The sequence below is a fragment of the Massilia glaciei genome (genome assembly GCF_003011895.2).
Classification (GTDB): domain Bacteria; phylum Pseudomonadota; class Gammaproteobacteria; order Burkholderiales; family Burkholderiaceae_D; genus Telluria_A; species Telluria_A glaciei.
The window spans coordinates 1-18522 of the sequence record NZ_PXWF02000273.1 but is presented as its reverse complement, the minus strand read 5'-3'; the positions used below and the strand labels follow the sequence as shown (position 1 = coordinate 18522).

Sequence of the window (18522 nt, the reverse complement as noted above, 5' to 3'; positions counted from 1 at the left end):
GCATGCGCGATGATGAAGCCGATCACGGCCTGTCGACTGTAGCGGCGCGCCGGCAACTGGCGCGCGACGGCTACAACGAACTGCCCTCCCCGCCCAAACGGACCACGCTGCGCATCGTCTCCGAGGTCGTCCGCGAGCCGATGTTTTTGCTGCTCATGGCCGCCGGGGCGATCTACCTTGCGATCGGCGATCGCGCGGACGCATTGCTGCTACTCGGCTTTGTCATGATCGCCATGGCGACCACGATCGTCCCGGCGCGCAAGACCGAGCGCGTTCTCGACGCGCTGCGCGAGCTCTCGAGCCCCCGCGTTCTGGTCGTTCGCGATGGTGAGCGCGTGCGGATCGCCGGGCGCGAGCTCGTCAAAGGCGATCTGCTCGTCCTTGAGGAGGGCGACCGGATCGGCGCCGACGGCGTGCTCATCGAATGCCACGAACTGCTGGTCGACGAGTCGCTGCTGACCGGGGAGTCGTTGGCGGTGTCCAAACGCGTCATCGAAGCGCCGCCGGCGCCGGATCGCGCGATCGCCAACGACGGTTGCGTGGTGGCCGGGGCGATGGTGGTGCAAGGCGGCGGACTGGCGCGCGTGACGGCCACCGGCGAGCGCACCCGGATGGGCCGGATCGGCCGCTCGCTGCACCAGATCACGCAGGAGAAAAGCGCGCTGCAGCGCGAAATCGGCGCGCTGGTCAAGCGTTTTGCTTTTATCGGCGCGGCCGTCTCGTCGCTGGTCTTCGTGCTGTACGGATGGACGCGCGGCGATTGGTTGAACGCCCTGCTGGCCGGGATCACGCTGGCGATGTCCGTGTTGCCGGAGGAATTCGTCGTGATCCTGACCGTGTACATGGCCCTGGGCGCGTGGAGCATGTCCAAACAACATGTGCTCACGCGCCATCTGCCCGTCATCGAAGCGCTCGGATCGGCGACCGTGCTGTGCGTCGACAAGACCGGCACGCTCACGCAAAACCGCATGGCCGTGGCGGCCGCCGTCGTCGGCGCCGGGCACTTCGCGCTCGGCGAGCGGCGCCCGGCGCCGGAGGCGGTCCGCAAGCTGCTCGATTACGCCGTGCTGGCCAGCGAAACGCCCCCTTTCGATCTGATGGAAAAAGCGCTCCACCGCTGCCAAGCGGCGCTTTTCCCCGACGCCCCCGCCGGCGCCGCGCGCGCGCTGGTCCACGACTACCCCCTCACGACGGCGCTCATGGCAATGACCCATGTGTGGCAGTGCGCGGACGCGGGCGGTTACCTCGTCGCCAGCAAAGGCGCGCCGGAATCGATCATCCGGCTGTGCCGGCTCGAGCAGGGGGAAGCGGCGGCGCTGCTGGCACAGGTGCGGGAGCTGGCGGCGCAGGGGCTGCGCGTCCTCGCGGTCGCCCAGGCCGCCCATGCGGGACCGCCCTGGCCCGCCGATCCGCTCGGGTTCGACTTCAGCTGGCTTGGACTGGTGGGCCTTGCCGATCCGCTGCGCGCGCCCGTCCCCGAGGCGGTCGCGCAGTGCCACCGGGCCGGCATACGCGTGGCCATGATCACCGGCGATTTTCCCGCAACCGCGCAGGCGATCGCGCGGCAGGCCGGCTTGCCATCCGAACCGGTAATGACGGGCGCGCAGCTCGCCATGCTCGGCTACGCGCAACTGGGCGTCGCGGTGGAGCATGTGCATGTCTTCGCGCGGACCCCGCCCGAGCAAAAATTGCGGCTTGTGAATTCGTTCAAGGCGCGCGGCGAGATCGTCGCGATGACCGGCGACGGCGTCAACGACGCCCCGGCGCTCAAGGCCGCGCACATCGGCATCGCCATGGGCGGGCGCGGCACCGATGTGGCCAGGGAGGCGGCATCGCTGGTGCTGCTCGACGACGACTTCGCCTCGATCGTGCTGGCGGTGCGGCTCGGGCGGCGGATCTACGACAATCTGCGCAAGGCCTTGACCTATGTCGTGGCCGTGCACGTGCCGATCGCCGGCATGACCTTGCTGCCGCTGCTGGCCGGCACCCCGCTCGTGCTCGCGCCGATCCACATCGTGTTCCTTGAAATGGTCATCAATCCCGCATGCTCGCTCGTCTTCGTGGCGGAGGCGCCGGAGGACGACATCATGCGCCGCCCGCCAAGGCGCGTGGACGAGAGACTGTTCGGGCGGCAAAGTGTCGCCTTCGCGCTGCTGCAAGGACTTGGCCTGCTCGCCGCCGTTGCCGCCGTGATCCTGACGGGCCAGCGCGAGGGCTGGCCGGAGGACCGGGCCAGGGCCATCGCGTTCGCCTGCATCGTGGCCGGCAACCTGGCATGCATCGTCGTCAACCGCTCACCGTCGCGCAATGTCTTCGCCTTGCTGCGCATTCCCAACCCGGCCCAGTGGTGGGTGCTGGGAAGCACCGGCGCCGCCCTCGCCGCCATCCTGGCCATTCCCGAACTGCGGCGGGCGTTCGACTTTGCGCCCATCTCGGCCCTCGACACGGCCTATCCGCTCCTCGTCGGCGCGTCCCTCATCGCCTGGTCCGAAACCTTGAAGCACTGGCTGGGGCGCAGCGGGACGGCAGGCGTCGCTGACTGAACGGCCCCGCCCCTGCACTGGCCGCGCCCGGTGAACACATCGTCAAAAAGACGTTCCCAGCCATATGAAAGGTATAATTGCGCCGCGTCCAACATGCCGGCCCAGGCCAAGCAGTGCGGGCCGGCACACGGCGAGATTATTAAAAAAGCACGTTTCGCACGTTCACAACACGACAGGCTTTTTCAATGGAATGGTTCTTTGACCCGAATATCTGGGTCGGTTTGCTGACACTGGTGGTACTCGAGATCGTCTTGGGCATCGACAATCTGATTTTCATCGCCATCCTGGCCGAGAAGGTCCCCCCCCATCAGCGCGACAAGGCCAGGCTGATCGGCCTCTCGCTGGCCATGTTGATGCGCCTCGGCTTGCTGGCGACGATCTCGTGGATGGTGACGCTGACCGAACCGCTGTTCTTGGTGCTCGGACAGGAGATATCCGGCCGCGACCTGATTCTGCTGCTCGGCGGCGTATTCCTGTTGTTCAAGGCGACGATGGAGCTGCACGAGCGGGTCGAGGGTAAAATCCACGTCCACAGCGGCCCGCGGGTGTACGCGAGCCTGGGCGCCGTGATCGCCCAGATCATCGTGCTCGACGCCGTCTTCTCGCTCGACGCCGTGATCACCGCCGTCGGCATGGTCGATGAACTTGGCGTGATGATGGCCGCCGTGGTCATTTCGATGGCGGTGATGATTTTCGCCTCGAAGCCGCTGACCCGTTTCGTCAACGCCCATCCCACCGTCGTCGTGCTGTGCCTGAGCTTCCTGTTGATGATCGGTTTGAGTCTGGTGGCCGAGGGGATCGGATTCAAGATTCCAAAAGGGTATTTGTACGCGGCGATCGGTTTTTCCATCGTCATCGAGTTCTTCAACCAGCTTGCCCGCAAAAATTTCGCCAACAAGGACGCGCATGTTCCCTTGCGCGAGCGCACGGCCGATGCCGTATTGCGCTTGCTCGGAAACAGGACCAGGGACGAGGTCAGCGAGCAGTCGGAGAGCGCCGCCGCGCCCGCCGAGGAGTCCGCGTTCGACACCGAGGAGCGCAACATGGTCAGCGGCGTGCTGAGCCTGTCGCAACGCTCCATCAGGTCGATCATGACGACCAGGTCGGACATGACCTGGATCGATATCAATGCCAGCGCGGCGACGGTCCGGCAACAGATATTGGACACACCCCACAGCTTTTTCCCCTTGTGCCGGGGGCAGCTCGACGACATCGTCGGGGTGGCCCGGGCGAAGGACCTGATCGCCGATCTGTCGGTCCACGGAAAAATCGAGCTCACCAGCGTGCGTGAACCGATCTTCATGCCGGACTCGGTCGGCGTGATGAAGGTGATGGACGCCTTGAAGCGCTCGCACGGCCAATTGATCCTCATCGCCGACGAATACGGCACCATCCAGGGCCTCGTGACGCCGATCGACATCTTGGAGGCGATCGCCGGCGAGTTTCCCGACGAGGATGAGCAACCTGTCATCGAGGTGCTCGGCGACGGCCGGTGGAAGGTCGATGGCACGGCCGACTTGCTGTATCTGCAGCAGGTGCTGCACAGCGATGCCCTGGTGTCCGACGACGACGAATACACCTCCCTGGCAGGCTTCATGCTCGAAAGGTTCAACACGCTGCCGCAGGCCGGCGAAAAGATCGAGGTGGACGGCCTCCAGTTTGAGGCGCTCGAGGTCTTCGAACGCCGCATCGCCACCGTGCTCGTGACGCGCCTGCCTTCGGACCACGCGCGGCAAGACAAATGAGTCCGACGTAACGCGGCTTTTTTGGCGGCCGACGGCCGGGGCTTTCCGTTGGCGCGATCGGGACGATGCCCAATTAGCCTTCGGGCACATTGCCGTGTCGTCGATTCGCCCCCCGCCCACCGGCTCGAGCGTGGCCACGACCTTGTCAATGCGTTGTCAGTCGAGATCGACTATTTCAAACAGCCAGCAGCCACATCCGCACCTGTCCCCGCTCTTCGGAATATTACCAAGTAGTAGCAAAAGCATGCCGCTGAGCGTTTGGCAGCGACCTCGCGCCGCCTCCGGCATCACGTCGGCGCGGCTGGACAATCGATGGCGGGGCCGGTTCCACGCGCCGACATGAGCGTGCTCGCGCCCCGCTGCGCTTGCAGGTCTACCCTTGGCTATTCGAATCGGATGACGGGCAATGCATGGGCAGCAATGGCGCCAATGGCCGCAACGCGCACGGCGCAAACGGAAACGTCATGCGCCTGCCGGTGTTCCGCGTGCGCCGGCTCAGCAAGACCTACACCAGCTGCGAGGTCGAGGTGCGCGCGCTGCGCGAGGTCGACCTCGAGATCGCGCGCGGCGAATTCATCGTCCTGCTCGGGGCCTCGGGCAGCGGCAAATCGACCCTGCTCAACATCCTCGGCGGGCTCGACAGCGCCACCTCCGGTCAGGTGCTGTTCGGAACGCAGGACCTCAGCGCCGCCGGCGAGGCCGACCTGACCGCCTTCCGGCGCCGCCATGTGGGCTTCGTGTTCCAGTTCTACAACCTCATTCCCAGTCTCACGGTGGCCGAGAACGTCGCGCTCGTGACCGACATCGCGCCCGATCCGATGCCCGTCGACGAGGCCGTCGGCCTGGTCGGCCTGGCCCCGCGCAGCCGGCACTTTCCGGCCCAGCTGTCCGGGGGCGAACAGCAACGCGTGGCGATCGCGCGCGCCATCGTCAAGCGGCCCGACGTGCTGCTGTGCGACGAGCCGACCGGGGCGCTCGACTACGCGACCGGCAAGCTGGTGCTCGAGGTCATCGCGCGCATCAACGCCGGGTTCGGCACGACAACGGTCGTCATCACCCACAACGCTGCCATCGCCGGCATGGCCGACCGGGTCGTCAAGCTCGGCGACGGCCGCATCCAGAGCGTCGAGGCCAACGCGCACAAACTGACGCCGTCGGAGCTGGCGTGGTAGGCCCGGGGGCGCGCCCATGAAGATGCTCGACCGCAAGCTGGTGCGCGACCTGGCGCGCATGTGGAGCCAGGCCATCACGGTCGCGCTGGTCGTCGCGAGCGGCATCGGCGGCTTTTTAACGAGCCTGTCGGCGGTCGACTCGCTCGAGGCCGCGCGCGACCGTTTTTATGCCGAGGCCCATTTCGCCGACCTGTTCGCCGGCGTCAAGAACGCCCCGCTGTCGCTGGCGGCCCGGCTGCGCGCGGCGCCCGGCGTGGCCGACGTCCAGACCACGCTCGAACAGGTGGTGCGGGTCGAGCTGCCGGGCCTGCCCGACCCGGTCATCGGCCAGTTGATCGGACTCGACCAGCGCAAGCCGCACCGCATGAACCTGCTGACGCTGTCGGCCGGGCGGCCCCTAGGCGCCAAGGTGGCGGCGCGCGCCGACGGCGAGATCGAGGCCCTGGTCTCCGAGGCCTTCGCCGAGGCGCGCAACTTGCGCCCGGGCGCGCGGCTGCGCGCGCTGATCAACGGCAAACGGCGCACGCTGGTGGTGGTCGGGATCGCCCTGTCGCCCGAGTTCATCTTCGCCGGCCTGTGGGGCATGCCCGATGCGCGCGGCTTCGGCATCTTCTGGGTCGACCGCGACGTGCTGGCGGCTGCCTACAACATGGAGGGCGCCTTCAACCGCGCCGCGTTCAAGCTCGCGCCCGGCGCCGTTCCCGAGCGGACCATCGGGGCCGTCGCCGCGCTGGTGGCGCCGTACGGCGGGCGCGAGGTGTTCGCGCGCCCGGCGCAGGTGTCGCATTCCATGCTCGACGCCGAGATCAAGCAGCAGCGCGTGATGGGCACCATGCTGCCGGCGATCTTCCTCGGCGTGGCCGCCTTCCTGCTCAATGTGGTGGTGGCGCGGCTGGTGTCGACCCAGCGCGAGCAGATCGCCACGCTCAAGGCGCTCGGCTACGGCAACACCGCCATCACGGCCCACTACCTCAAGCTCGTGCTCGCGATCGTGTTTGGCGGGCTGGTGCTGGGCATCCTTGTCGGCAAGCAACTCGGCGTCATGCTCACCGGCCTGTACGCCGAGACCTTCCACTTTCCGCGCTTCGAGCACCGGATCGCGCCGCCGCTGCTGCTCGTCGGCGCCGGCATCGCGATCCTGACGGCGTGTGTCGGCACCCTGCACGCGATCCGGGCGACGGCGCGGCTGGCCCCGGCCGAGGCGATGCGCCCGCCCGCGCCGCCCAACTTCCACCGCTCGGCGCTCGGCAGGCTGGGCATCGAACGCGCCGGCCCGGCCCTGCGCATGGTCCTGCGCAACATGGAGCGGCGCCCCGCGCGCACCTCGCTGGCCATGGCCGGGGTCGCCGCGGCGGTGGCGATCGTCATCATGGGCAATTTCTTCCGCGACGCCATAGAGATGGTCGTCGACAACCAGTTCACGCTCGGCCTGCGCGGCGACGTCACCGTCTGGACCACCGACCCGGTCAGCGACAGCGTGCGCCACGCGCTGCGGCGCCTGCCGGGCGTGCGCAGCGTCGAGTCGCTGCGCTTCGTCACCGTCAATGTTGGCAACGCGCAGCGGCGCGAACGGACCATCCTGCGCGGCTACGCCGGGCGCGCCGAACTCTACCGTGTGATCGACATGGGGCAGCAAGAAACCCTGCTGGCCGGGCGCGGCCTGGTGCTCACCGACCGCCTCGCCGACAAGCTCGGCCTGCGCCTTGGCGACCTGGTCACGATCGAGGTGCTCGAGGGGCGCCAGCGGACCCTGCTGGTGCCCTTGCGCGCGACCGTCAAGGAGATGTTCGGCCTGAACGCGTATATCGAGCGCGGGGCGCTGAACCGGCTGCTGTCCGAGGGCGACCTCAGCACCGGTTTCGTGCTGTCGGTCGAGCCCGGGTCGGAGGCGCGCGTGCTCGAGGCGAGCAAGGCGATGCCGCGCCTGGCGGGCGCCTGGAGCAAGAACACCATGCTGCAAAACATGCAGGAGATCACCGCCCGCAATGTGCGCATCATGAGCACCATCCTCACCGCCTTCGCCAGCGTGATCGCCGTCGGCGTGGTCTACAACAACGCCCGCATCGCCCTGTCGGAGCGCGCCTGGGAGCTGGCCAGCCTGCGCGTGCTGGGGTTCACGCGCGCCGAGGTGTCGGCCATGCTGCTCGGCGAAATGGCGATCGTGATCGCCGTGGCGCTGCCGCTGGGCATGCTGTTCGGGCGCGGGCTGGTCGGCCTGGTTGCCGAACTGGTCAAGTCGGACCAACTGCATTTTCCGGTCGTGCTCCAGGCGCGCACCTACGCTTGGGCGGCGGTGGCGGTGCTGGCGGCCGGGGTCGCCAGCGCCCTCGTCGTGCGCCGCCATATCGACCATCTCGATCTGGTCGCGGTCCTCAAGACCCGGGAGTGACATGCCCGCGCGCCGCAAACTTCACATCGCAGGGGCCGCCGCGGCCCTGGCCGCCGCGCTGGCATGGGCGTTCGCGCCGCGGCCGATTCCCGTCGAGGCGGCCACCGTCACGGTCGGGCGCTTCGAAACGGCGGTCGAGGACGACGGCAAGACGCGCCTGCGCGACCGCTACCTGGTCTCGGCGCCGCTGGCCGGGCTGGTCAACCGGATCGTCCTGCGCGAGGGCGACCGGGTGGCCGCCGGCGCCGTGGCGGCGAGCATGCGCCCGACCTATCCGCCCTTGCTCGACGCGCGCACGCGGCGCGAGCTGCTGGCGCGCCTGAACGCGGCCGAGGCGCAGGTGCGGCGCGCCCAGGCCGCGCTCGATGCGGCCGACATCGCGCTGCTGCGCGCGCGCCACGACGCCGAGCGCACCGCGCAACTGGCCCGCTCCGGTTTCGTCTCGCCGAGCCGGCTCGAAAGCGAGCAGCTCGCCGCGCGCGCCGCGCAAAAGGAGAAAGAGAGCGCCCTCGCCCAGCGCCAGATCGCGGTCCACGAGGTCGAACAGGCGCGCGCGGCGTTGGAGGCGAGCGCCAATGCAGCCAATCCCGCCAAGCACGGCGACGGCGCCGGCAATTTCCTGGTGCGCGCGCCGGTCGACGGCCAGGTCCTGCGCGTCGCGCAAACGAGCGAGGCGGTGGTCCCGCTCGGCGCGCCGCTGCTCGAACTGGGGGACCCGCGCAAGATGAAGGTGGTGGCCGAACTGCTCACCGCCGACGCCCTGCCCGCGCGCCCGGGCAGCCCGGTGCGCATCGACCGCTGGGGCGGCCCGGTGCTGCGGGGGCGCGTGCGGCGGGTCGAGCCGGCCGCGTTCACCAAGATATCGGCGCTCGGCGTCGAGGAGCAGCGGGTCAACGTGCTGATCGACATCATTGACCCGCCCGCGCAGACCGGCGCTCTCGGCGTCGGCTACCGGGTCAACGTGCGGATCCTGACCTTTCGCGCCGACAAGGTGCGCAAGGTGCCGGTCAGCGCCGTCTTTCCGCTGCCGGGCGGCCAGGTCACGCCTGCGGGCGACATGGCGGTCTACGCGGTACGCGATGGACGGGCGCGGCTGACGCCGGTGCGGCTTGGTGGCAGGAACGAAAGCGAGGCCTGGGTGCAGGCCGGGCTTTCCGAGGGCGCGCGCGTGATCGTCTACCCGTCGACCGACGTGCGCGACGGCGCCAGCGTCGAAGTGAGGGGGGTCGCGCGGCCGCTGTAGGTGTTTGCGGCGGGTGCATCATATGGCCGGCCGCCGATACGCATCTTTGATGCATATCAATCTTTTCCGATCGAATGAAATTCGGCATGGCGAGCGCCACAACAGGGCGTTTGGCGACGCGTTGCGGCGTACCATGGATCCTTTCACATCAATAAATGGAGCGGGCAATGCGGACAATGAAAGCGGCGGTGTATAGCAGGCCTGGGGTGATTTCGCTCGCGGACAAACCGGTGCCGGTCGCCGGGCCGGGCAGCGTCGTCGTGAAAATAACCACGACCACGATTTGCGGCACCGATGTGCATATCCTCAAAGGCGAGTATCCGGTCGCCCCCGGCCTGACCATCGGCCACGAGCCGGTCGGCGTCATCGCCGAGATCGGCGCCGGCGTCGAGGGCTACGCCGTGGGCCAGCGCGTGGTCGTGGGCGCCATCACACCCTGCGGCCAATGCCACACCTGCCTCGACGGACACCAGTCCCAATGCGGCGGCAAGGCCGCCGGCGGCTGGCGCTTCGGCAACACCATCGACGGCTGCCAGGCCGAGTATTTGCTGGTGCCGAACGCGATGGGCAATCTCGAACCGATTCCCGACGGCCTCACCGATGAACAGGTTTTGATGTGTCCGGACATCATGAGCACCGGCTTCGGCGGCGCCGAAAGCGGCGGCATCAGGATCGGCGACACCGTCGTCATCTTCGCCCAGGGGCCGATCGGCCTGTGCGCGACGGCCGGCGCCAAACTGCGCGGCGCCAGCCTGATCATCGCGGTCGACGGGGTGCAGGCGCGGCTCGACGTGTCCAAAACGCTCGGCGCCGACGTCACGATCGACTACACCAAGACCGATCCGGTCACCGAGATCATGCGCCTCACGCAAGGGCGCGGGGTCGATGTCGCGATCGAGGCGCTGGGGACCCAGGCCACGTTCGAGCAATGCCTGCGCGCGCTCAAGCCGGGCGGGACGCTGTCGAGCCTTGGCGTGTACTCGGGCAAGCTCTCGCTGCCGCTCGATGCCTTCGCGGCCGGCCTGGGCGACCACCGGATCGTGACCACGCTTTGCCCGGGCGGCAAGGAACGCATGCGGCGCCTGATGAATGTCGTCGCGTCCGGGTGCGTCAAGCTCGAATCGATGGTGACCCACCGCTTCAAGCTCGATCAGATCGAGCAAGCCTACGAGCTGTTCGCCAACCAGCGCGACGGGGTGCTGAAAGTGGCGATCACGCCATGAGTGCCGCCGCCCCGCCGCCCTGGCACGCCAAGAGCGGCGCCGAGGTGCTCGAGGCCTTGCAAGGCACGCCCGGCGGCCTCGGCGCGCGGGAGGTGGCGGACCGGAGCGCGAAGTACGGTCCGAACCGCGTGCCCGAGCCGCCCAAGCCTAGCCGCGTGCTCGCCTTCCTGCGGCACTTCGACAACCTGCTGATCTATGTCTTGCTCGGCTGCGTCGTCATCACCGCCCTGCTGCGGCACTGGCTCGACAGCGCCGTGATCCTGGCGGTCGTGATCGTCAACGCCGTCATCGGCTTCATCCAGGAGGGCAAGACCGAAAAGGCGCTCAGCGCGATCCGCCAGATGCTCGCGCCGCAGGCCGCCGTGATGCGCGGCGGCGGGCGCTTCACCGTCGCCGGCGAGGCGCTCGTGCCCGGCGACATCGTGCTGCTCGAAGCGGGCGACAAGGTGCCGGCCGACCTGCGCCTGCTCACAGCGCATGGCCTGACGGTGCAGGAGGCGATCCTGACGGGAGAATCGTCGACCGTCGACAAGCAATGCGGCTGCGTGGCCGCCAATGCGGCGCTCGGGGACCGCAGCTGCATGGCGTTCTCGGGCACCATCGTCGCCACCGGCCAGGGCAGCGGCGTGGTGGTCGCGACCGGCGCGCAAACCGAGATCGGGCGCATCGGCGCGATGCTGTCGCAAGTGGAGGTGCTCACCACCCCGCTGGTGCAGCAAATGGGGGTGCTCTCCAAGTGGCTCACGGCGCTGATCCTGCTGGTCGCCGCGCTGCTGCTGGTGTTCGGCTATTTTGTCGGCCAGCGCGATTTCGCCGAGATGTTCATGGCCGTGGTGGGCCTGTCGGTGGCGGCCATTCCGGAGGGCCTGCCGGCGGTGCTGACGATCACGCTCGCCATCGGCGTGCAGTCGATGGCCAAGCGCAACGCGATCATCCGGCGCCTGCCCGCGATCGAGACGCTCGGCTCGGTCTCCGTCATCTGCACCGACAAGACCGGCACGCTCACGCGCAACGAGATGATGGTCGCCTCGGTCGTGACGCACCAGCATGTGTTCAGCCTCGAGGGCGACGGCTACGCGCCGACCGGCGTGGTGCGGCTGGGCCGGGACGAGGTCGACGCCGGCGAGCACGCGATACTCGCCGAGCTGGCGCGCGCGGCGGCCCTGTGCAACGACGCGGCACTGCGCCGCGGCGACGCCGGCTGGGCGGTCGAGGGCGACCCGATGGAGGGCGCCCTGCTGGCCTTCGCGGGCAAGGTCGGGCTCGACTTCCATGGCGAGCGCCAGGCCTGGAACCGCACCGACGCCATCGCCTTCGACGCCCGCCACCGCTTCATGGCGACCCTGCACCACGATCCGGCGCGCCGGGCGGCGGTGTTCCTCAAGGGCGCGCCCGAGCGCGTGCTGGGCATGTGCGACAGCCAGCGCGCCGCCGGCGGCGCCAGCGAGGCGCTCGACATCGACTACTGGAACGACAGGGGCGAGGCCATCGCCTCGCTCGGCCAGCGCGTGCTGGCCTTCGCGACGCGGGCGGCGCCGCCGCAGCACGCGGCGCTCGCGCACGCCGACGTCGAGGGCGGCCTGACCCTGCTTGGCATGGTCGGCATGATCGACCCGCCCCGGCCCGACGCGATCGCCGCGATCGCCGAGTGCCGCGGCGCCGGCATCGGGGTCAAGATGATCACCGGCGACCATGCGAGGACCGCGGCCGCGATCGGCAAGCAGGTCGGGCTGCGCAACCACGACACCGTGCTGACCGGCGCCGACCTCGACGCCATGGGCGAGCCGGCCCTGAAGGAGGCGGCGCTGGCCTGCGACATCTTCGCGCGCACCAGCCCCGAACACAAACTGCGCCTCGTCATGGCGCTGCAGGCGCACGGGATGACCGTGGCGATGACCGGCGACGGCGTCAACGACGCCCCCGCGCTCAAGCGCGCCGACGCCGGCATTGCGATGGGAAAAAAAGGCAGCGAGGCGGCCAAGGAGGCGTCCCAGCTGGTGCTCGCCGACGACAATTTCGCCTCCATCGTGGCCGCCGTGCGCGAGGGGCGCACCGTCTACGACAACATCCGGAAGGTCATCAGCTGGACCCTGCCCACCAACGCCGGCGAGGCCGCCACGATCATCGTCGCGCTGCTGTTCGGCATGACGCTGCCCGTGACCCCGATCCAGATCCTGTGGATCAACCTGATCACCGCCTCCACCCTCGGCGTGGCGCTCGCGTTCGAGCCGACCGAAGAGAACACCATGCGGCGCGCCCCGCGCGCGCGCAACGAGTCGCTGATCGGCGCCACCCTCGCCTGGCACATCGGGCTCGTCGCGGTGCTGTTCCTGTGCGGGGTGTTCGGCATTTTCAGCTATGCCATCGGGCGCGGCTATCCGCTCGAACTGGCGCGCACCATGGCGCTCAACACGCTGGTGGTGATGGAGATCTTCCACCTGTTTTTCATCCGCAATATCTACGGCACCTCGCTGACCTGGCGGGCGGTGCGCGGCACCAGGGCGGTGTGGACCACCGTGGCCATCGTCACGCTCGCCCAGTTCGCCGTCACCTACGCGCCGCCGCTGCAGGCGGTGTTTTCGACGGCGGCGGTGCCGCTGCTCGACGGCATGCTCATCGTCGGGGTCGGCGTGGCCATGTTCGCCATCATCGAGATCGAGAAGCAGATCCGGATCCGGCTGGTGGCCATGCGCGCATGAGATGGGGCGGACCGTTCGTCCGCCCCATCTTGATCCGCCCCAACATATTTGATGCACGTCAACGTTTTTGCGTAAAACTCTTGTCATAGTTCAACTGACCCGCCTCCATTTCGCCGTGCGGCCCTTGATCGATCCCAGGAGAACCGCATGCATATCCAGTTTCTCGGCGCCACCGGCACCGTCACCGGCTCGAAATACCTGCTCACGGAAGGATCGAGGAAGGTGCTGGTCGACTGCGGCCTGTTCCAGGGCTACAAGGAGCTACGCCTGCGCAACTGGGCCGGCCTGCCGTTCCGCCCGGACGAGCTCGACGCGGTGGTCCTCACGCACGCCCACCTGGACCACAGCGGCTACCTGCCCCTGCTCGTGCGCGACGGCTTCCGCGGCAAGATCATTTGCAGCGAAGCCACGTACGACCTGTGCGCGATCCTATTGCCAGACAGCGGACATCTGCAGGAGGAGGAGGCAAACTATGCCAACCGCCATGGGATCTCGAAGCACGCGCCGGCGCTGCCCCTGTACACCGAGGACGACGCGCGCCGCTCGCTCGGGCACTTCGCGCCGGTCGCCTTCAACCACCGCGTCGAGGTGTGCGCGGGCGTGAGCGTGGAGCTGCTCAGGGCCGGCCACATACTCGGCGCGGCCATCGTCTCGATGCGCTGGGGCGAGCACAAGATCACGTTTTCGGGCGACCTTGGACGCCCCCACGACCTGCTCATGCCCGCGCCCTCGGTGGTCGAGCAAACCGACTATCTGGTGCTCGAATCGACCTATGGCAACCGGCGCCACGATCCGGCCGACCCCGAGCTCCTGATCGGCCAGACCATCCGCGAGACGGCCGCCCGCGGCGGCGTGACCATCATCCCCTCGTTCGCCGTCGGCCGCGCCCAGGAGATGCTGTACTACCTGCACCGGCTCAAAAGCAGCGGCGCCATCCCGCGCCTGCTGCCGGTCTACCTCAACAGCCCGATGGCGGTCAACGCGACCGGCATCTACCACAAGCACCGCGCCGACCACCGGCTCGACGCCGCCCAGTGCGAATCGATGTGCCACGCCGCCAAGATCGTCAATTCGGTCGAGGAGTCGATCGCGCTCAACAACCGCCACATGCCAATGGTGATCATCGCCGCGAGCGGGATGGCGACCGGCGGGCGGGTGCTGCACCACCTCAAGGCATTCGCCTCGGACCCGCGCAACACGATCCTGTTCGCCGGCTACCAGGCCGGCGGCACGCGCGGCGCGGCCATGCTCGCCGGCGTGGGCGAGATCAAGATCCATGGCCAGTACGTGCCGCTGCGTGCGCGCGTCGCGCAGATCAGCAACCTGTCGGGCCACGCCGACGCCGACGAGATCCTCGGCTGGCTGTCGCACTTCACGCGGGCCCCGAAACAGACCTTCATCACCCACGGCGAGCCGGACGCGGCCGACGCGCTGCGCCGGCGCATCGAGGAAACGCTGCGCTGGCCCTGCCGCGTGCCGACCTACCGCGACCGGATCGCCCTGTGACCCGGCAAGCGCCCCTGCCCGCCACCGCGTTCGCGCCGCTGACCTTGCGCCGGCTGGGCATCGACACCCGCGACGAACCGGTCGTCTACATGCGGCGCGGCTGCCACGTGTGCAAGTTCGAAGGCTTCGAGGCGAAATCGCGGGTGGAGGTGTGGCGCGGCGGGCGGCGCGTCGTCGCCACCCTCCACGTGATGGAGCCGTCCCTGATCGGATTGCACGAGGTCGGGCTGTCGGAGGCGGCGTGGCGCGCGCTGGGCGGCGCCGACGGCGACCAGCTCAGGGTCGCGCACCCGGCCCCGACGCGGTCGTTTTCGGCCGTGCGTGCCAAGATTTTCGGCAGCCCGCTCACACCCGAGGGCGTGGCCGGGATCGTCGGCGACATCGTCGCGGGACGCTACCGCGACATCGAACTGGCCGCGCTGATCACCGCCTGTTCGGGCGCGCGGCTCGACTTGGCCGAGATGGTCGCGCTGACCGGCGCCATGATCGACGCCGGCCAGCGCCTGCGCTGGAATGCCGACATCGTGGTCGACAAGCATTGCGTGGGTGGCCTGCCGGGCAACCGCACCACATTGCTGGTGGTGCCGATCGTGGCCGCCTGCGGCCTGCTGATCCCCAAGACTTCGTCGCGCGCGATCACCTCGCCGGCCGGTTCGGCCGACACCATGGAGACGCTGGCCCCGGTCCGCCTCGACCTGGCGACCATGCGCCGCGTGGTCGAGCGCGAAAGCGGCTGCATCGTCTGGGGCGGCGCGGTCAACCTCAGCCCGGCCGACGACCTGCTGATCCGGGTCGAACGGCCGCTCGACCTCGACAGCGACGGTTTGCTGGTCGCATCGGTGCTGTCCAAGAAAATCGCGGCCGGGTCGAACCGGGTGCTGATCGACCTGCCGGTCGGCGACAGCGCGAAGATCCGCTCGCCCGAGGCCGCCGCCGCGCTCGGCGCCAAGCTGGTCACGGTCGGCGCCGCGCTCGGACTGGCGGTGCGCACCATCGTCACCGATGGCAGCCAGCCTGTCGGGCGCGGCATCGGGCCGGCGCTGGAGGCCTTCGATGTGCTCGCCGTGCTGCAGAACGCGCCGGGCGCGCCCGACGACCTGCGCCAGCGCGCCCTGACGCTGGCCGGCGCGGTGCTCGAACTGGGCGGCAGGGCGGCCCCGGGCGCGGGCCGGATGCTGGCGCAACAGGTGCTCGACAACGGCAGCGCGTGGCGCAAGTTCGAGGCGATCTGCGAGGCACAGGGCGGCATGCGCGTGCCGCCCAGGGCCAGACACACGCACGACATCTGCGCGCGCCAGTCGGGACGGGTGGTGGCGGTTGACAACCGGCGCCTGGCCGGGGTGGCCAAACTGGCCGGCGCGCCCAAGTCCCCGGCGGCCGGGGTCGCCTTCCACGCGCCGCTCGGCACCGAGGTGGCGCCCGGCCAGTCATTGCTGACGATCCATGCCGACTCGCCGGGCGAGCTGGCCCACGCGCGCGCCTATGCCGAAGCGCAGGCACAATTGATCTCGATACAGGATTGACAATGCATAAACCGCTTCTATGCGCCATGCCCGGCGCCACCGATTTTGGCGCCGCCCTGGGACGCGCGCTCGCCAGCGAGCCGGGCGCGCTGCACGTGCACCAGTTTCCGGATGGCGAATCCAATCCGGTCTTCCGCACGCCCGTGGCCGGGCGCGACGTCGTCATCGCCTGCGCGCTCGAGCGGCCGGACGATAAAATCATGGCGCTTTACCTGAGCGCGTCGATCGCGCGCGAACTCGGCGCGCGCAGCGTGGGACTGGTCATCCCCTACCTGCCCTACATGCGCCAGGATGCGCACTTCGAACCCGGGGACGGCATCACGTCGGCGCATTTCGCGCGATTGCTCAGCAGTTGCTGCGACTGGCTGGTGACGGTCGATCCCCATCTGCACCGGCACCACGCGCTGTCCGACATCTATGGCGTCGACACCCGGGTCGTGCGCGCGGCACCAGCGCTGGCAAAGTAGATCGCGGCGACCATCGCGCGCCCGCTGCTGGTGGGGCCCGACGCCGAAAGCGAGCAATGGGTGGCCGAGGTGGCCGCCGCGGCCGGCTGCCCCCATGTGATCTTGCAAAAAACGCGCAGCGGCGACCATGCCGTCGCGGTGTCGTTGCCGAACGTGTCGGCCTGGCTCGGGCACCCCCCGGTGCTGGTCGACGACATCATTTCGACCGCGCGCACCATGGCGGCGGCGGCCGGCGCCCTGCGCGCGGCCGGGATGGTGGCGCCGGTCTGCGTGGCCGTGCACGCCTTGTTCGCGCCCGATGCGTCCGCCGTGCTGGCCGGGGCCGGCGTAGTCGACATCCGCAGTTGCAATACGGTTGCGCATGCGTCGAACCGGATCGACTTGTGTCCCTACATCGCCGCGGCGGTAGTCGACCAGCTCGGCGAGCGCAACGGCCGCGCCACAACCAAACACATCGAGTAAACCGATGATTTAGCGTTAAACAATCGAATTGTGCGAGCTCACGGCGCGCCCTATGATCCTTCCATCACACAGCCGGGGTGTGGCCGGTCAGCCGGAGCCCACCCGGCTGCAATGTTGATCAATTCATTGCAAAAGGAAGAAATTATGCGCGCGTACGAAATCGACAGTCCCCATGCGGCGGGACGCATCCTGGCCCTGATGATGGTATCGGATGGCAACCTCGCCCAGAGCGAGCTCGCCGCGATGAACCGTTCCGGCATCCTCAACTACGTCGATCTCGACGACGGGGCGTTCCAGCAGTTGCTGCAGGACCTGTGCCAGGACTTGCTCACATCGGCCACGCACGGGTTCGTCCAGATCGACAACGCCATGGTCGATCATTTGCTGCAGGAGATCGCCCATCCCGACATGCGGCGCCAGTTGTTGAAAGCCATGTGGCAGATCGCCGATGCCGACGGCTGGCTCGCCGACGGCGAGGCGGTGCTGTTGACGCGGGCGAGCGCCGTGTGGGGCGCCGAAAGCGGCTTTGGCGCGCGGGCGATCGGGGGCTAATCGGGGGCAACAGGGGCGTCGCTTCAAGAGGCCCAATTGAACAGGACGGGCGGTCGCGCCGTGCGTGCTCTTGCAGCAGTTTTGCCGCAGTTTTTATCTGAGCTATCGCACGCTTTTCGGTCACCGAAGAAGTTGGCGCCGGACGAACGGCCCGTCAGGGTCTTGCCACTCGCTTGTCGGGCGCCGGCCCGTCGTCGCCCTCGTCCTCATCCGCTGTAGCCGCCTCCTTTTTTTCGGCTACTTCGGGCAGTCCTTCGAGCGGCTCGAAGTCGGCATCGTCGTCAGGCAATTCGTTGCGGGCGCGTGCGGTACAAAAAACCGCCAGTCGGCTCTCGACCCGCTTTACGGCAGCGATCCGGTTGTTAAACCCCGACCGCACAGGCTTGTCTTCGGGCGACACGGTCGGCTCAATGTATAAGGGCGCGTTCGCAATCCACTCCACAAGGCTTTCTACAAAATGCGAAAAGTGCTGTGCGTCCATGGATGACTCTCTAAGTTGATTGGGCTTGGTTGAAGGTAGTGCTCATCCTCATTACAACAACTGATGTAGATCAAGCAATTGACCGAGATCGTTTTGGCTATCGCGCAAATGCAAAAATAAATCTCCCTTGGTATTGCTTTCGAAGCGAGATGGTCTGAGGGCGGCTAACGCCCTGGTCGATCATTTTCTGCAGGAAGTCGCCGATCCCGACATGCGCCTCAGCTAGTTGCCGGCGCCACGGATATCAGGGAAACCGCCTTTAGTCGCCTACGTTTCCGTGAAACAGGGGTCTGTACCCTGTAGGGCCCTCCCAGTGGGGCCGCGAAAGCAGGGTCAGAGAAATTTTCGCAAAAGGCCTCGAAAAAAATCTCTTGCCCTGGTTTCGCTTTGCCAACGGATGGGTTGCCACTGTAAATTCCCGCTGCGACCATTTTCCAAAAGAATCATGTAGTTGACTAGCAAAGCTCGACAAACCCCGCTCGCCCGGGTATGAAGAGCGGATGGAGACCGATCTGAA

General features: G+C 68.1%; 13 protein-coding genes. 12 read left to right on the top strand and 1 reads right to left on the bottom strand.

The window, feature by feature from the left end:
* Positions 1–2 precede the first annotated feature (2 nt).
* From C7C56_RS20085 to C7C56_RS20030, 12 genes are all read left to right on the top strand, one after another.
* Entirely contained in the window at positions 3–2543 is a 2541-nt protein-coding gene (locus tag C7C56_RS20085) for a cation-translocating P-type ATPase (RefSeq protein WP_106759141.1), read from the top strand.
* Positions 2544–2728: 185 nt separating this feature from the next.
* The gene (locus tag C7C56_RS20080; RefSeq protein WP_106759140.1) at positions 2729–4288 is read left to right on the top strand and encodes a TerC family protein; all 1560 of its coding nucleotides are present in this window, start codon (positions 2729–2731) and stop codon (positions 4286–4288) included.
* Between the two features lie 464 nt (positions 4289–4752).
* Complete coding sequence (locus C7C56_RS20070; RefSeq protein WP_106759155.1) at positions 4753–5460, top strand: ABC transporter ATP-binding protein; 708 nt, start codon at positions 4753–4755, stop codon at positions 5458–5460.
* Positions 5461–5476: 16 nt separating this feature from the next.
* The gene (locus C7C56_RS20065; RefSeq protein ID WP_106759139.1) at positions 5477–7849 is read left to right on the top strand and encodes an ABC transporter permease; all 2373 of its coding nucleotides are present in this window, start codon (positions 5477–5479) and stop codon (positions 7847–7849) included.
* Between the two features lies 1 nt (position 7850).
* Positions 7851–9092, top strand: a complete 1242-nt coding sequence (locus C7C56_RS20060; protein ID WP_106759138.1) for an efflux RND transporter periplasmic adaptor subunit — start codon at positions 7851–7853, stop codon at positions 9090–9092.
* Between the two features lie 167 nt (positions 9093–9259).
* Positions 9260–10315 (top strand): NAD(P)-dependent alcohol dehydrogenase, encoded by a 1056-nt coding sequence (locus tag C7C56_RS20055; RefSeq protein WP_106759137.1) that lies wholly within the window; start codon positions 9260–9262, stop codon positions 10313–10315.
* Positions 10312–13014: a cation-transporting P-type ATPase gene (locus C7C56_RS20050; RefSeq protein WP_106759136.1), complete on the top strand. Its 2703-nt coding sequence runs from the start codon at positions 10312–10314 to the stop codon at positions 13012–13014. The genes C7C56_RS20055 and C7C56_RS20050 overlap by 4 nt, the downstream gene beginning before the upstream one ends.
* A gap of 147 nt (positions 13015–13161) precedes the next feature.
* A complete protein-coding gene (locus C7C56_RS20045) occupies positions 13162–14520 on the top strand; it encodes an MBL fold metallo-hydrolase RNA specificity domain-containing protein (RefSeq protein WP_106759135.1) in 1359 nt (452 codons plus the stop codon).
* Positions 14517–16043: a thymidine phosphorylase family protein gene (locus tag C7C56_RS20040; protein WP_106759134.1), complete on the top strand. Its 1527-nt coding sequence runs from the start codon at positions 14517–14519 to the stop codon at positions 16041–16043. The genes C7C56_RS20045 and C7C56_RS20040 overlap by 4 nt, the downstream gene beginning before the upstream one ends.
* Before the next feature lie 2 nt (positions 16044–16045).
* On the top strand, positions 16046–16510 hold the full coding sequence (locus C7C56_RS30540; RefSeq protein WP_307719067.1) for a ribose-phosphate pyrophosphokinase-like domain-containing protein: 465 nt from the start codon (positions 16046–16048) through the stop codon (positions 16508–16510).
* 30 nt (positions 16511–16540) lie between these two features.
* Positions 16541–16972, top strand: a complete 432-nt coding sequence (locus C7C56_RS30535) for a phosphoribosyltransferase family protein (RefSeq protein ID WP_307719066.1) — start codon at positions 16541–16543, stop codon at positions 16970–16972.
* 144 nt (positions 16973–17116) lie between these two features.
* A complete protein-coding gene (locus C7C56_RS20030) occupies positions 17117–17524 on the top strand; it encodes a TerB family tellurite resistance protein (RefSeq protein WP_229458883.1) in 408 nt (135 codons plus the stop codon).
* Positions 17525–17678: 154 nt separating this feature from the next.
* On the opposite strand, the gene C7C56_RS20025 is transcribed toward C7C56_RS20030, so the two are convergent.
* Entirely contained in the window at positions 17679–18005 is a 327-nt protein-coding gene (locus C7C56_RS20025; RefSeq protein WP_106759133.1) for a hypothetical protein, read from the bottom strand.
* Between the last annotated feature and the right edge of the window lie 517 nt (positions 18006–18522).